General features: G+C 70.3%; 11 protein-coding genes and 1 pseudogene. 4 read left to right on the plus strand and 8 right to left on the minus strand.

Going from position 1 to position 15,533, the window contains the following annotated elements:
* The first annotated feature begins 194 nt into the window (after positions 1-194).
* Both PVT71_RS26240 and PVT71_RS26245 read left to right on the plus strand, forming a co-directional pair.
* Positions 195-491 (plus strand): hypothetical protein, encoded by a 297-nt coding sequence (locus tag PVT71_RS26240; RefSeq protein ID WP_353476418.1) that lies wholly within the window; start codon positions 195-197, stop codon positions 489-491.
* A 1,056-nt stretch (positions 492-1,547) separates the two neighbouring features.
* Positions 1,548-1,835, plus strand: a complete 288-nt coding sequence (locus tag PVT71_RS26245) for a hypothetical protein (protein WP_353476419.1) — start codon at positions 1,548-1,550, stop codon at positions 1,833-1,835.
* A gap of 390 nt (positions 1,836-2,225) precedes the next feature.
* On the opposite strand, the gene PVT71_RS26250 is transcribed toward PVT71_RS26245, so the two are convergent.
* The 7 genes and pseudogenes from PVT71_RS26250 to ppsA all read right to left on the minus strand — a co-directional run bounded on the left by PVT71_RS26250 (position 2,226) and on the right by ppsA (position 11,605).
* Positions 2,226-3,173 (minus strand): ABC transporter substrate-binding protein, encoded by a 948-nt coding sequence (locus tag PVT71_RS26250; RefSeq protein ID WP_353476516.1) that lies wholly within the window; start codon positions 3,171-3,173, stop codon positions 2,226-2,228.
* A gap of 38 nt (positions 3,174-3,211) precedes the next feature.
* Complete coding sequence (locus PVT71_RS26255) at positions 3,212-4,213, minus strand: ABC transporter permease (protein ID WP_353476420.1); 1,002 nt, start codon at positions 4,211-4,213, stop codon at positions 3,212-3,214.
* Complete coding sequence (locus PVT71_RS26260; RefSeq protein ID WP_353476421.1) at positions 4,210-5,727, minus strand: sugar ABC transporter ATP-binding protein; 1,518 nt, start codon at positions 5,725-5,727, stop codon at positions 4,210-4,212. The genes PVT71_RS26255 and PVT71_RS26260 overlap by 4 nt, the downstream gene beginning before the upstream one ends.
* A 10-nt stretch (positions 5,728-5,737) precedes the next feature.
* Complete coding sequence (locus tag PVT71_RS26265) at positions 5,738-6,880, minus strand: Gfo/Idh/MocA family oxidoreductase (RefSeq protein ID WP_353476422.1); 1,143 nt, start codon at positions 6,878-6,880, stop codon at positions 5,738-5,740.
* Between the two features lies 1 nt (position 6,881).
* Positions 6,882-7,937: a sugar phosphate isomerase/epimerase family protein gene (locus PVT71_RS26270; RefSeq protein WP_353476423.1), complete on the minus strand. Its 1,056-nt coding sequence runs from the start codon at positions 7,935-7,937 to the stop codon at positions 6,882-6,884.
* Positions 7,938-8,040: 103 nt separating this feature from the next.
* A pseudogene (locus PVT71_RS26275) lies at positions 8,041-9,088 on the minus strand (LacI family DNA-binding transcriptional regulator).
* A 123-nt stretch (positions 9,089-9,211) separates the two neighbouring features.
* Positions 9,212-11,605 carry a phosphoenolpyruvate synthase gene (ppsA, locus tag PVT71_RS26280; protein WP_353476424.1) on the minus strand — a complete coding sequence of 798 codons (2,394 nt, stop codon included), beginning with the start codon at positions 11,603-11,605 and terminating at the stop codon, positions 9,212-9,214.
* A 406-nt stretch (positions 11,606-12,011) separates the two neighbouring features.
* Here ppsA and PVT71_RS26285 point away from each other — a divergent pair, with 406 nt between their 5' ends.
* Positions 12,012-13,883 carry a heavy metal translocating P-type ATPase gene (locus PVT71_RS26285; protein ID WP_353476425.1) on the plus strand — a complete coding sequence of 624 codons (1,872 nt, stop codon included), beginning with the start codon at positions 12,012-12,014 and terminating at the stop codon, positions 13,881-13,883.
* Here PVT71_RS26285 and PVT71_RS26290 read toward each other — a convergent pair.
* Positions 13,876-14,751, minus strand: coding sequence for a DNA-binding protein (locus PVT71_RS26290; RefSeq protein WP_353476426.1), 876 nt, complete (start codon positions 14,749-14,751; stop codon positions 13,876-13,878). The two genes, PVT71_RS26285 and PVT71_RS26290, sit on opposite strands and share 8 nt — an antisense overlap.
* A 359-nt stretch (positions 14,752-15,110) precedes the next feature.
* Between PVT71_RS26290 and PVT71_RS26295 the strand changes: the two genes are divergently transcribed.
* Positions 15,111-15,530 (plus strand): CBS domain-containing protein, encoded by a 420-nt coding sequence (locus PVT71_RS26295; RefSeq protein WP_353476427.1) that lies wholly within the window; start codon positions 15,111-15,113, stop codon positions 15,528-15,530.
* Positions 15,531-15,533: the final 3 nt, after the last annotated feature.

The following is a 15,533-nucleotide window of genomic DNA, read 5'->3' on the forward strand; positions in this document are numbered from 1 at the left end:
CCTCGGCAACGCGCCCGCGCAGGTCGAGTCGCTGCCGGAGGGACCCGCCGCTTCGGTTGAAGTGCCAAAGGGCATTCCCCTCCGTGCGGACACAGCCGTTGGAGAGCTCCTGCGGCACCCGGATCTACAGGACTTCGAGGATCGGCCCTGCCCTTGGCGGGCCGGGACTATCGCGAGGACATACCCCTGCGCGCATGGCGCGGTTGCTGCGCTACCGCAGCGTGTTGCGGCCGGACGTGGTGCTGGCGGGGCTCAACCGGGCGCTCGATTTGCAGCGGGCGGGCGTTCCGGTCTTCCGCGAGTTCTACACCAGGGCGGAACGCCGGACGATGCCGCCGCTGATCGAGGCGGGGCTCCCATTCCCAGACAAGGCCGGCGCCCCGTTTGCGCTCATCGCCCGGGCAGCGGGTTTTCCTAATTCGGCTTGGTGCAAGGAGGCTTTCCCTATGCACTGGCACTCTCCCGCCTCGGCTGCAACGCCTTCTTCGTGACCTATCGGACCGGCCAGGGCGGGCAGGCCGCGGCGGCGGACATGGCCCGCGCGGCCGCCTGCATCCCCAGCCACGCCGAGACGCCCGGGGTGGCCCGCGATGGATATTCCGTCTGGGGTAACTCTGTCGGCGCGCGCATGGCGGCCTTCCTCGGCAGCCGCGGCGCCGAGGCCTTCGGCGCGCAGGACGGCATCGCCCTGCCGGACACCTTGCGGGCGCGTAGAGACGCTGCGTTCCATTGGTGTCGATGTCACCTTCCGCATCGAAACGGATGTTGGACGTGGCTTCGGCGTCGGCATGGGCACCCCGGCGGACGGCGGGGTCACCGAGGCGGCGGAGTTCTGGGTCGCGCATTCGCCCGCCAAGATTCCCGCTCCGACGCGGGACCGCCCCTACGTAAACAGGTAGCCGCGCGAGGCGACCTCCCTGATCCGCCAACCTGCCCGGAGTGGGCCGGTGAGCGACGCCATGCCCCCGGCGGATTATCGACGACGCGCAATCTGCCAAAGGCGAACTGTCGCTGCGCCCGAGGCACAGCCACCCCAGAGCTTCGCTGACCTACGGAGGCCGCGGCCCGTCGCGCGGAGCGCAGGCTCTCCACCGATCGGAACCTGCATCAAGCGACGAACCAGCCCCAATTTTGGACGGCGTCGATAAGCCGTTGCGGAATGTGGGGATACCCGCCCGACCGGGCATTTGAAGGGTCTTCGCCAGTCACCGCGACCTGGCAGGAGACCTGCCTCATACCCAGTCCAAATCGAAGGAGCCGCCGCGAGGCGCTTGTCGCCGGTGCCGCGGCAGCCGCGCCCCGGATGGCCTTCCTCGGCAGGGCATCGCCTCGCCGGAGGCGGTGCGACGCGGCCTTGGCACGTTGCAGGTGCCGCCGATCGGGCTTCGATGCCGGTGGGTCCGCACGCCCGACCCGCGCCGGGTCGTGGGCAATTGCAGCGGGGTGTTGAAGCGCGAAGAGGCGCGGGAGTTGATCCGCGCCGCCGTCGACATGGGCGTCGCGTTGAAATCATCGGCACCGCCCTGCGCGACGTGCGGGGCGAGGTTGTGCTGGAAACGAAGTTCGGCTTTGACCTCAATCCCGTGACCGGCATGCGGGCCAGTGTGCTCGACAGCCGTCCGGACCGTATCCGCCGCGCCGTCGATGCGATGCCTACCCGTTCCGGCACCGACCGCATCGACACACTCGCCGCCGGCGGCAAGATGCTGCACTTGGGCATGTCATGGCCGGTGCTCGAGACGGTACGCCGCGCCCATGCCGGACTTCCTCTGTCGGTGATCCGGATTGAATGCTTGAAAATCTGGCGTGGCCCGGAGAAGGCGATCCTGCCGTGATGCGTGGAGCATGGTATCGGCCTCGTCTGCCGGAGCCCGCTTGCGATGGGGTTCCTCTCCGGCGAGGCCACCTCGGCGACGCGCTTCCCAGAGGGGGACTGCCGCACCGCGGTTAGCGCCGGAAAACCTCGGGGCGAACATGGCGCTCTGTAAGCTGATCGTCAGATGACCCGAGGAAAGGAAAGCGATTCCCGCGCAGATCGTGGGGGCCCAGCGTCGTCCCGATCTCCGGCACGACACGCCTCGACCTTCTCGCGGAAAGCCCCGGGGGGTGGCGATCACCTTCACCGAAGCAGAGCATGCCAAACCCGGCTGAGCGCTGCCGCCCCGCTACCGAGAAACCTAGAAGATGCAGGCGGGCGGGCATGCGGCCCGCCCGGCGAGGGTGCCTCAGAACGGGCTGTCGGGATAGTAGAACTGCTCGGCGTTCTCGGGGGTGATCAGCACCGATCCGATGGTGAAGGTGCCCGACACCGGCGCGTTCGAGGTGAGCCCCACGGCGGTCATCTCGATCGCCGTGGCGATCATCGAGGGCGGGTAGGTCACGTCGGCGGGGATCATCGCGTCGCCGTCCATGACGCGCTTGACCATCTCCTTCATGCCCGCGCCACCGAGGACGAACTTCACGTCATCGCGCCCGGCCGCGTCGATCGCGGCCAGCACGCCGACGGCCATGTCGTCATCCGAGGCCCAGACCGCGTCGATCTGCGGATACTTCGACAGGAAGTCCTGCATCACGTTGAAGCTGTCGTCGCGGTTCCAGTTGCCGTGCTCCATGCCGATGATCTCGATGCCCGAGCCCTCGATCCCCTGCTGGAAGCCCTCGACCCGCTCGTTGTCGATGGTGGTCGGGATGCCGCGCAGCACCACGATCTTGCCGCCCTCGGGCATCTGCGAGGCCATGTAGGCACCCGAGACCCGGCCGAAGCCGGGGTTGTCGCCGGCGACGTAGAGGTCCTCGATGCCCGGCACCGACAGGCCGCGGTCGACCACCGTGACCCAGACGCCGCTGTCGGCGACGGCCTGAACCGGCGGCGTCAGCGGGTCGGATTCGAAGGGCAGCACCACCAGCGCGTCGATATCGCGCGTGGCCACCATGTCCTCGATATCGTTGACCTGCTTGCCCGGATCGGAAGCGGTGGCGAGCACGAAGTCGAGCTGCGGATAGACCTTCTCCAGCCGCTCGACGGTCTGCTGCGCGTGGAAGTTCATGCCGCCGGCCCAGCCATGGGTCGCCGCGGGGATCGACACGCCGATCACCTTGGTCTCGCCGTCCTGCGCCAGCGCCCCTCCTGCGCCGAGCGCCAAGGCCGTACAGCCGGCCAGCAGGCTCTTCATGTAAGACATTTCCTCTCCTCCCTAGAGACGGCGGAGGGTCACCCCTTCGCCTTTGCTTCCCGCTGCAAGATCACCGCGAGAACGATGATGACCCCCTGGATCGCGCCGTTGAGATAGGGCGACACGAGGTCGGTCAAATTCAGGATGTTGTCGATCATGCTCAGGATCAGCACGCCGATCACCGTGCCCCAGACGCGGCCGAAGCCGCCCTTGAGGAGGGTGCCGCCGATGATCACCGCGGCGATCGCCTCGAGCTCCCACAGCACGCCGGTCGAGGCCGAGGCCGAGCCGAGCCGCGGCACGTACATGATGGTCGCGACCCCGACGAGCAGACCGAGCATCGCGTAGGTCAGCAGCCGGACCCGGTTGACGTCGACATTCGAGTAATGCGCCACGTTCTCGTTCGAGCCGATCGCCGCGCAGTGGCGGCCGAAGCGGGCACGGCTCATCAGCACCTCGCCGATGATGACGGTCAGCGCGAAGACGATGATCGGCCAGCTGATGCCGAGGATGCCGCCGAAATAGACCGGCCGGTAGAAGCTGCGCAGCCCGAAGTCGAGGCTGAGCGTGCCGCCGTCGGCCAGCCATGTGACGAGGCTGCGGTAGATGCCCATGGTGCCGAGCGTGACGATGAAGGCCTCGATCCCCAGCGTGGTGATCAGGAAGCCATTGATCAGCCCGGCGAGGATCCCCGCCAGCAGCGCCACCGCCATGCCAAGCAGGATGATCGGGATGCCGACCCCCATTACCGGCAGCGCCGCGTTCATCACGAGGATCATCAGCCCCGCGATGAAGGCCGCCATCGACCCCACCGACAGGTCGAGCCCGCCGGCCGTGATCACGAAGGTCATGCCGACCGCGATGATCCCGATGAAGGCCGAGCGCGCCAGCACGTTGGTGATGTTGGCGGCGCTGAGGAAGTTCGAGTTGAGCGCCGCGCCGACCACGATCAGCACCAGCAGCGCGATCACCGGCCCCAGCACGCTCATCGACGGAAGCGCCCTTCGGGGCCTCGGTGCCGCTGTCCCGGTCGTCATCATGCCACCCTTTCCGTGCTGTCCGCGCCGACGCCCATGGCGTGCCGGACGATTGCGTCCTCGGTGATCCGGGCCCCCAGCAGTTCCCCGGCGATCCGCCCCCGGCGCATCACCAGCACCCGGTCGGACAGGCCGATGACCTCCTGCATCTCGGAGGAGATCATCACGATCCCATGGCCCTCGGCGGCGAGCCCGCGCAGGAAGGCGTAGATCTGCTGCTTGGTACCGATGTCGATGCCCCGCGTCGGCTCGTCGACGATGAGGATCACCGGGTCCGACTGCATCACCTTCGCCAGCAGGAGTTTCTGCTGGTTGCCGCCCGAGAGGTTGCCGACGCGCATGGTGCGCGATCCGGCGCGGATGTCGAACTCGGCGATCGCCCGGTCGAGCGCGCGCTCCTCCGCCGCGGTGTCGATCAGCACCCGGCCGTACTTGTAGAGCGCCTGCAGCGTCAGGTTCTCGCGCAGGGTCTTGCCCAGCAGCAGGCCGCGCAGCTTGCGATCCTCGGTCAGGTAGCAGAGGCCCTGCGCCAGCGCGTCGCCCGGCCGGGTGATCCTGACGGGATGGCCGCCGATCTCGATGCGGGTGCTGCTCGCCGGGCGCAGCCCGCAGAGCCCCTCCATCGCCTCGGTCCTTCCCGAGCCGATGAGACCCGCGATGCCGAGGATCTCGCCCCGGTGCAGATCGAAGGAAATGCCGCTGGCGTGGTCCGGGACCTCCAGCCCCTCCACGCGCAGCATCACCTCGGCGCCCGGTGCCAAGGCGAGCTTGTCGGGAAAGAGGTCGGAGACGTCGCGGCCCACCATGGCGGTCGCCATCTGGTCCTCGGTGATCTCGCGCGCCGGGCCGTCATGCACCAGCGTGCCGTCGCGCAGCACGGCCACGGTGTCGGCGATCTCGGCCACCTCGCCGAGCTTGTGCGAGGTGAAGAGGATCGCCGTGCCCGATGCCTTCAGCGCCCGCACCTGCTCGAAGAGGATGCGCGTCTCGGCCCCGGTGAGCACGGCGGTCGGCTCGTCCATGACCAGCACCCGCGCGTCGCGGCTGAGCGCCTTGGCGATTTCCACCATCTGCTTGTCCGAGTTGGAAAGTTTCGACACCAGCGTATCCGGGTCGATGTGGCAGTCGATGCGCGCGAGATACGCGCGCGTGAGCCGGCGCATCCGCGCCTTGTCGAGCAGCCAGCCCTTCCGCAGCTCGCGGCCGAGGAAGATGTTCTGCTCGACGGTCAGCTGCTCGGCGAGGTTGAACTCCTGGTGGATCATCACGATCCCTGCCTCCTCGCCGTCGTGCAGCGAGCCGAAGGCGACCTCCTGCCCGCCCAGCAGGATCTTTCCCGCGCTCGGCGCCTCGATGCCGGCGAGGATCTTCATCGTGGTCGACTTGCCCGCGCCGTTCTCGCCGATCAGCGCCAGCACCTCGCCGGCGCGCAGCTCGAGCGTGACCCCGTGCAGCACCTCGACGGGGCCGAAGCGCTTGGTCACCTGCCGCAGCGCAAGGACGGCGGGCGCGCTCATATCTTGGTCCTCATATCCTGGTCCATGCCGCGTTGTTGGCCGCCGAGGTGACGCAGGCGCGGATGAAAGCCATGCCCTCGAGCCCCGCCGCGATGCCCGGCAGCACCCCCATCACCGCCTCGCGCGCGGCACCGCCCTGCACCGCGCGGATCGCCGCGGCGGCCTCGGTGTAGATCGTCGCAAAGCCCTCGAGATAGCCCTCGGGATGCCCCGAGGGGATGCGGCTGACCGCCCTCGCGGCGGCGCTCGCCCCCGGCCCGTTGCGGGTCAGGCGGCGCGTCGGCTCGCCCTTCGGGCTGAACCACAGGTAGTTCGGATCCTCCTGCGCCCATTCGAGCCCGCCGGTCTCTCCGTAGACGCGCAGGCGCAGCCCGTTCTCGTTGCCGGGAGCGACCTGGCTGCACCAGAGCATGCCGCGCGCCCCGCCCTCGTAGCGCAGCAGCACGTGGGCGTTGTCGTCGAGCCTTCGCCCTGCGCCGAAGCTCTGCAGGTCCGCCGCCAGTTCAGTCCCGACGAGGCCAGTGACGAAGCCCGCGAGGTTGTAGGCATGGGTGCCGATGTCGCCGATCGAGCCGCCCGCCCCCGAGCGCGCGGGGTCGGTGCGCCACTCGGCCTGCTTGACGCCCGCGGCCTCCACCGCCTCGGTCAGCCAGTCCTGCGGGTATTCCACCTGCACGATGCGGACCTTGCCGAGCGCCCCCTCGGCGACCATCTGCCGGGCCTGCCGGATCATGGGATAGCCCGTGTAGTTGTGGGTGAGGATGAAGAGCGCCTTTGACTCGGCCACCGCCCGTTCCATCGCCTCGGCATCCTCGAAACTCGCGGTCAGCGGCTTGTCGCAGATCACGTGGATGCCGCGCGTAAGGAAGGCCTGCGCCGCGGGGAAATGCACGTGGTTCGGGGTGACGATGCTGACCGCCTCGATGCCGTCCTCGCGCGCCGCCTCGGCCTCGGCCATCTCCTCGAAGCTGCCGTAAGAGCGCGCCGGGTCGAGCCCCAGCGCCTCGGCGCTGGCGCGCGCCTTCTCGGGGGTCGAGGAGAGCGCCCCGGCCACCAGCTCGAACTCCCCGTCGATGCGGCTCGCGATGCGGTGCACCGCGCCGATGAAGGCGTCGTTGCCACCGCCGACCATGCCCAGTCTGATGCGTGCCATGTCAGCCGATCCCCAGCAGTTTCTTGTTCGTGGCCGCGTCGATGTCGCCGCCCGCGAAATCGTCGAAGGCGTGCGGCGTGACGCGGATGATGTGGTCCTTGACGAATTGCGCGCCCTCGCGCGCGCCGTCCTCGGGGTGCTTCAGCGCGCATTCCCACTCGACCACCGCCCAGCCGTCGAAGTCGATTGCCGCCATCTTCGAGAAGATCGCGCCGAAATCGACCTGCCCGTCGCCGAGGCTGCGGAACCGCCCGGCGCGGTCGACCCAGGGCTGGTAGCCGCCATAGACCCCCTGCCGCCCGGTCGGGTTGAACTCGGCATCCTTGACGTGGAACATCTTGATGCGCTCGGCATAGATGTCGATGTGGTCGAGGTAATCGAGGCATTGCAGCACGTAATGCGACGGATCGTAGAGCATGTTGCAGCGCGCGTGCCCGTCCAGCCGGTCGAGGAACATCTCGAAGGTGACGCCGTCGTGCAGGTCCTCCATCGGGTGGATCTCGTAGCAGAGGTCCACGCCGCAGTCCTCGGCATGGTCGAGGATCGGTCGCCAGCGCCGGGCAAGTTCGTCGAAGCCCATGTCCACCATGCCCTGCGGGCGCTGCGGGAAGGGATAGACGAAGGGCCAGCAAAGCCCGCCCGAGAAGGTCACGTGCTGCCCGATGCCGAGGTTCCTCGACGCCGTCAGCGCCTTCTTGACCTGCTCGGTCGCCCATTCGGTGCGCTCTTTCGGCTTGCCCTGCACCTCGGGCGCGGCAAAGCCGTCGACCCAGGCGTCATAGGCCGGGTGCACGGCGACCAGCTGGCCGAGGATATGGGTCGAGAAGTCAGTCACCTCGACGCCGTTGTCCCGCGCCTCGCCCGCCCAGTCGTCGCAATAGGTCTGCGAACTGGCCAGCTTGTCCAGATCGACCAGCCGCGCGTCCCAGACCGGCACCTGCACGCCCTTGTAGCCGCAATCCGCGGCCCACTTGGTGATCCCGCCCCAGGTGTCGAACGGCGCGGCATCGCCGGCGAACTGCGCCAGGAACAGGCCCGGTCCCTTGATCGTCTTCATGAACTCCTCCCTTTCGCCGCCCGAACCCGGCGGCCCTGAATGGTCCTTCACCCGTCCGGCACGCCGCGGCAGGGGTCCTCCTCCCCCGCCGCGGCCCGCCCCGTCAGCCCGCCTGCTCGAGCGCGTCCGCCGCGACCTGCGGCAGGTTCTCGCGCAGGAAGATCGTCGGGACGATCGGTTCCGTCCGCACCAGCGCGCGCCGGTCGGCCAGCAGCGTCAGGTGCTCGACCACCCGCGCCACCTCTTCCTCGGGGCGCTGGTCGATGATCACGTCGATCCGCGCCTCCTCGAGCGCGCGCCGCGAATGCGGCACCAGCTCATGCAGGAAGACGTAGGGGCGCGTGACGTCCGGCGGCAGCGCCTCGAGCACCCGCACGAGCCCGGCATTGCCCGCCCCGGCGCTGTAGATGGCGGTGATCGCGGGATCCTCGGCCAGCGCCCGTGCGACGCGCGTTTCCACGAGGTCGAAGCGGTCGCGGCCCTCGACCACCGGCGCGATCTCGTGCGCGTCGCCGATCACCTCGCGCATGCCCGACAGGCGCTCGGCATGGTCGCGCGCCGACCACCGGCAGCACCCGGCCCATGCGACCGCCATGCGCGAGCCGGATCAGCCTGCCGACGGTGCGCCCGGCGACGACATTGTCGATCCCCACGTAGGCACTCCGCGCCGAGCCCGGGCAGTCCGAGACGAGGGTGATCACCGGGATGTCCTCTGCGCGCAACGCGGCGATGGCGGCCACCGTCTGCGCATCGTCGCTCGCCACGACCGCCACGCCGTCCACCCGCGCCTGAGCCAGCGTCGCCATGCGCGCGCTCAGCGCGCCGGGATCGAAGGCCTCGACGCCTTCGACCGAGAGACTGATGCGGTCCGCCAGCAGACGCGCCGCCGCCGCGGCGAACAGCGCCTCGACATGGCGAAAGAAGGCATTCGAGCCCGTCGGCAGCACCACGGCGAAACGGTAGACCCGCTGCTGCGAGAGGTTGGCCGCGGCAAGGTTGCGCACGTAGCCGAGGGCCTCGATCGCGGCATGAACGCTGCGAGCCGCTTTCTCGGACACGCCGGCGCGGCCATTCACGACACGATCCGCGGTCGCGTAGCTGACGCCCGCGCGACGCGCGACATCCGACAACGTCGGCGGCCGTCTGTTCATTGCAGTCCTCCCTAACCGCAGGCTCGCAACAAGCTTACGTGGCGTCAATCGAATTGTGATAGACGTCTATCATGCCAAGGGAAGGGGGCCACCTCGCAGGGGTAACACCGCGGCCGCCCGGGGCTATTTCTCCGCCTCGGCCACGTGGTGCTTCACCGCAAGGAAGCTGTCCGGCGTGACCGAGATGCTGTCGATCCCCGCGCGCACCAGCAGCCGGGCGAAATCGGGATGGTTGCTGGGCGCCTGCCCGCAGAGCCCGATCTTGCGCCCGGCCTTGCGGGCCTTGGCGATCACCGTCTCGATCATCCACAGCACCGCCGGGTCGCGCTCGGAGAAGAGGCTCGCCAACGCCTCGGAGTCGCGGTCGACGCCGAGTGTCAGCTGGGTGAGATCGTTCGACCCGATCGAGAAGCCGTCGAAGCGCTCGGCAAAGGCCTCGGCCTCGATCACGTTCGAGGGGATCTCGCACATCACGTAGACCTCGAGCCCGTTCTCGCCGCGCCGCAGCCCGTGCTCGGCCATCACCTCGAGCACGCGGTCGGCCTCGCCCACGGTGCGGCAGAAGGGGATCATCACCACGGCGTTGTCGAAGCCGAGCGTCTCGCGCAGCCGCCGGATCGCCCGGCATTCCAGCGCGAAACCGTCGCGGTAGGCCTCCGAGTAGTAGCGCGAGGCGCCGCGGAAGCCGATCATCGGGTTCTCCTCGCGCGGCTCGAAGGCCGCCCCGCCAAGCAGCCCGGCGTATTCATTGGTCTTGAAGTCGCTCATCCGGATGATCGCCGGGTTCGGGTACCAGGTGGCGGCGATGCGCGAGAGACCGCGGGCCAGCGTCTCGACGAAATACTCGGTCCGGTCGGCATGGCCGCGGGTGAGCCTGTCGATGGCGGCCCGGTCGGGCCCCTCGGGCAGGCTGTCGTAGCGCGTGAGCGCCAGCGGGTGGACCTTGACCTCGTTCGAGATCACGAACTCCATCCGCGCCAGCCCCACCCCGTCCGCCGGAAGCCGCCACCAGCGCATGGCCGCGGCCGGGTTGGCCATGTTGAGCATCACCTTGGTGCGGGTTCGCGGGATCTCGTCGAGCCGGGTCTCCTCGACCTCGAACTCGGCCTTCCCGGCGTAGATCACCCCCTCGTCGCCGCCCGCGCAGGAGACGGTGACCTGCTGGCCGTCGTGCAGGAGGTGGGTCGCGCTGCCGGTGCCGACGATCGCGGGCACGCCGAGCTCGCGGCTGATGATCGCCGCGTGCGAGGTGCGACCGCCGTGGTCGGTGACGATGGCCGCGGCGCGCTTCATGATCGGCACCCAGTCGGGATCGGTGGTCGATGTGACGAGCACCGCGCCATCCCGGAAGCGTCCGATCTCGGCGGCGCTCTCGATCAGGCAGACCTCGCCCGTCGCCACCGCGCCGCCGACGCTGAGCCCGGTGAGCAGCGGCGCGCCGGTCTTGCCGAGCCGGTAGCTGCGGAAGGCGTGACCGCCAACGCGCGACTGCACCGTCTCGGGCCGCGCCTGCACGATGTAGAGCGGGCCGCCCAGCCCGTCGCGCGCCCATTCCATGTCCATCGGCTGGCCGTAGTGGCGCTCGATCTTCACCGCCATGCGCGCAAGCTCGAGGATCTCGGCGTCCGACAGCACGAAGCCCTCGCGCTCGGCCTTCGAGGTCGGCACGTTGCGCGTCGGGGTCTCGGGGCCTGCGCCGTAGATCATCTTGATCTCCTTGGCCCCCAGCGCCTTGTGCAGGATCGGCACGAGACCCTCGCGCCCGAGGAAGGGCTTGTAGACCTGGTACTCGTCCGGGCTCAACGCCCCCTGCACCACGTTCTCGCCCAGCCCCCAGGCGGCATTGATCAGCACCAGCTTGTCGAAGCCGCTTTCGGTGTCGAGCGAGAACATCACCCCCGAGCCGCCCTCGTCCGAGCGCACCATCTGCTGCACCCCGATCGAGAGCGCCACGGCGAGACTGTCGAAGCCCTTGATCTGCCGGTAGGTGATCGCGCGGTCGGTGAAGAGCGAGGCATAGCACCGCCGGCAGGCGGCGAGCAGCGCCGCCTCGCCGCGGATGTTGAGGAAGGTCTCCTGCTGGCCTGCGAAGCTGGCGTCGGGCAGGTCCTCGGCGGTGGCCGAGGAACGCACGGCAACGGCGGGCTCGGCCTCGCCGACGCGCTCGGCCAATGCACGATAGGCGGTGCGGATCGCGCTCTCGATCTCCTCGGGCCACTTGCCCGCCGCCAGCGCGGCGCGGATGCGCTGCCCCGCCTCGGCGAGCGGGATCCGCCCCTCGGCCAGCTGCCCGAGCTGGTCCGAGAGCACCGCGTCGAGCCCGTTGGCCGTCACGTAGCGGCGATAGGCGGCGGCGGTGGTGGCGAAGCCGGGCGGCACGCGGATGCCCTCGCCGCCGAGCCGGGACACCATCTCGCCGAGCGAGGCGTTCTTGCCGCCGACCTCTGGCACGTCGTCCCGCGTCAGATCCTCGAACCACTTCAGAACGGTCAAGCCGTCGCGCTGCAGAGCATCCATCCGTGCGTCCTCCCTCTCTGCGGCGGAGGATAGAGGCGCATGGGCGCGGCCGCCTTGACACCGCGCAATGTGATGCGCCGAATTCGTCCCCGGCGCCCACCTACTCGCCGGGGGTCTCCTTCACCCTGTCGATCCCGAGGCCGACCAGTTCACGTTGCGCCGCGCCGCCGCGAAAGGCGGGAAAGGCGGGAAGCATCCTCGAGGAGGCTAAGGGCAGCGGCACCCGGTCGCGCAGCTTCACCCGGCGCAGCGGGGTGCACGCGCGCGGCCGCCGGGGCATCGCCGCGCAAGACACAATGCCGCCTGTCAACCGGGCCTTTCCCGTGCTTCCTTCGTCTTCGAGAAACGCGCATGCTCGGGATGCCGAAGCTGCGAAGATCAATGGGCTTTCAGTCACGGAGACGCGATGCCGACCCCGTCCGAGACCTTCAGTGCCGACCGATTGAAGACCGCGACACTGGCGCTGGCGCTGGCGGGGCTGGCCGCCGGGCTCGTCCTGCATCTCGCCGGCCAGCCCGCCGCCGCCCGGATCGCGTGGATCGCCGGCACGGTGCCGGCCCTCGCGGCGCTGCTGCTCGAGATCGTCGGCAGCATCCGGCGCGGCGAGGTCGGGCTCGACGTGCTGGCGGCGCTCTCCATGTCCTCCGCGCTGCTCTTCGGCGAGACCCTCGCCGCCTGCATCGTCGCGCTGATGTATTCCGGGGGCACGCTGCTCGAGAACATCGCCGAGGGCCGGGCACGACGGGAGATGCACACCCTGCTCTCCCGCGTGCCGCGTTTCGCGCTCCGGCACCGCGACGGGCAGATCGACCGCGTGGCGCTCGACGAGATCGCGCCCGGCGACCGGCTGCTCATCCCGCAGGGCGACGTGGTGCCCGTCGATGGCACGGTTCTGTCGCCCGGCGCCTTTCTCGACACCTCGGCGCTGACCGGCGAGTCCCTGCCGCAGCGCCGCGCCATGGGCGGCGAGGCGCTGAGCGGCGCGACCAACGCGGGCGAGCCCTTCGACATGCTGGCCACGCGCCGCGCCGGGGAAAGCACCTACGCGGGCATCGTCCGCCTCGTCGAGGCGGCGCAGCGCTCGAAGGCGCCGATGGCCCGCCTCGCCGACCGCTGGTCGCTGGGCTTCCTGCTGGTGGCGGTGGCGATCGCCGCGGCCGCGTGGTGGTCCGCCGCGGATCCGGTCCGGGCGGTGGCGGTGCTGGTGATCGCGACGCCCTGCCCACTCATCCTCGCCGTCCCCGTCGCGCTGGTGGCGGGATTGTCGCGGGCGGCGCATTACGGCGTGCTGGTGAAGGGGGCAAAGCCGCTCGAGGCCATGGCCCGCGCGCGCAGCCTCGTGCTCGACAAGACCGGCACGCTGACCGACGGGCGGCCGCGGATCACCCGGATCGAGAGCGCGGGCCCCGTGACCGAGGAGGAGCTTCTGCGCCTCGCCGCCTCGCTCGACCAGGTCTCGAAACATCCGGTCGCGCAGGCGGTGGTCGAGGCGGCAAAGTCGCGCGGGATCGCGCTTGCGACCCCATCCGAGGCGCGGGAGTCTCCCGGCGAAGGCGTCGCGGGCACGGTCGAGGGGCGCAGCGTCCGGGTCGGCGGCTTCAGCTACGTCCACGCCGCGCTCGAGGCCCCCGGCGCGGGCCCGGAGGCCCCGGGAGCGGGGGCGGTGGTCGTCGCGGTGGCGGTGGACGGCGCGGCCGCCGGGCACCTCGTGATGGCCGACCCGCTGCGCGCCGGCGCCGGCGCCGCGCTGCAGGCCCTGCGCAGCGAGGGGATCGCGCGCATCGTGCTGGCGACGGGCGACCGGCCGGACGTGGCGGCGCGCGTGACCGACGGGCTCGGGCTCGACGCGGTGCATGCCGAGCTCACCCCGGACGAGAAGGTTGCGCTGGTGCTTTCGGAACGCGGCGCCGGGGCGACGATGATGGTCGGCGACGGGGTCAACGACGCGCCCGCGCTCGCGGCTGCGGACATCGGCGTCGCCATGGGCGCGCGCGGCGCGGGCGCCTCGGCCGAGGCGGCGGACGTGGTGCTGCTGGTGGACCGGATCGAGCCGCTGGTCGCCGGCATCGCCATCGCCCGCGCCGCGCGCCGCATCGCGCTGCAGAGCGTCATGGCGGGGATCGGGCTCTCGGTGATCGGCATGATCGCCGCGGCGCTGGGATATCTCGAGCCGGTCGAGGGCGCGCTGCTGCAGGAGGTGATCGACGTGGCGGTGATCCTCAACGCCCTGCGCGCCCTGCGCATCGCGCCGCCGGGCGTGCCGCAGGAGGTCACGTAGCCGCGGCCGCCCTTTCCCCGTAATGCGTCGCGCAGTCCGCCTCGCGGCCGCGCACCACCCGCTTCCCGGCGAGCGGACCTCGGGTCTCGGTGACCACCGTCCGCTGCATCTCGGGACCGTCGCCTTCGTGGAAGAAGAGCGCCACCCAGTCCCGCGTCCGGCCAAGCTCGTGCGCCCGCGCCGTGTTGGAGAAAAGCGCCGTCAGATGCCAGTCGCCGCGGCGCAGGTGCATCACCGGCAGCCACGCCTCGCCGCGCGGGTTGAACCGCCGCGGCCGGATCCGGCGCAACTGCCCCGCCGCCGCCTTCTCGCGGTAGAGCGCGTCGGCGTCGAGCAGCAGCGACACCGGCGGCTCGGCCCCGGGCGCCTGCCTGTCCCTGCCCCGCCGCATCGCCTGCAGCCGCTCCGAAAGCGCCGCGAGGATCGCCGCGCGCCTGCGGGGGCCGAGCCCGTCGAGCCTTACCCCGGGATCGTGCAGCGCGGTCTCGAGGTCCTCGAGGCTGTGGGCGCCGAGCGCTTCGGCAAATTTCGCCGCGAGCACCTCGCCGACACCGGGCAGGCTGCGGAACAGGGTCTCGGGCATCGCGCCCTGCCGCAGCCGGTCCAGCTGCGACCAGCGCCCGGTCTGCAGCATCTCGGCGATCCCCGCGGCGATGCCCCGGCCGATCCCCGGCAGCGCGATCAGCGCCGCGAGCCCGCCGTGCTCGAAGACCTCGCGCAGCGGAACATCGAGGGTCTCGGCCTCGTCCGCCGCCCGGCGATAGGCCCGGACGCGGAAGCCATCCTCGCCCTGCGCCTCGAGCAGATCCGCGTAGTCGCGCAGCTTGAGGGCAATCCGCCGGTTCTCGCGGGTCGGGTCTTCGGGCATGGGACCCCCTGTGGGTTGCAGGATGTCGCTCCGCCGGGAGCGCGGCGAGGATTGCCTGCGACGGTCCCCGGTCATGCGTTTGGGCTGCCGCGACCCGACGCCGCGGCAGCCTTCTGCTTCGCCTCGCCGACGTTCGCGGTCCGCGGTTGCGCGTCCCGGAACAGGCCCTTGTTCGGCGCGGCGACGTCTCCCCTCAAGACCGTGCCAGCCTCCGCGACGCGCGGCATTGATCGCCGTCAACGCACGCGCCGCGCCGGTCCCCCGTTGACCGGCATCAAGCGGCGCGCGGATGACGCCGGTCAATGCGCGCGGGCGGCGGCGCCGGATGATGGTCACACCCCCCAACGCAGGAGGCTGAAATGAAAGTCAGCGAAGCCATGCATGCGCCGGCCGAATGGGTCAGCGCGGACACGCCCGTGTCGGAGATCGCCGCGCGGATGGCGCAGGACGATCTCGGCGCGGTGCCGATCGGTCGCGACGACCGTCTTGTCGGGATGATCACCGACCGCGATCTCGCTCTGCGCGTGGTGGGCGAGAAGCGCGACCCGGAAAGGACCCTCGCCGTCGAGGTCATGTCGCCGGGCATCGTCTATTGCAGCACCGAGGAAAGCGTCGAGGACGCGATCCACCTGATGGACCAGAAGCAGATCCGCAGGTTGCCGGTGCTCGACGAGGGCAAGCGGCTGGTCGGGATGCTGAGCCTTGGCGACATCGCCCACGCGGCCAGCCTGCAACTCGCCGGAGAGCTCACCCGCGCGATCTCCGCCCATCACCGCTAGGGA

It is taken from the genome of Salipiger sp. H15, from assembly GCF_040409955.1.
Lineage (GTDB): Bacteria > Pseudomonadota > Alphaproteobacteria > Rhodobacterales > Rhodobacteraceae > Salipiger.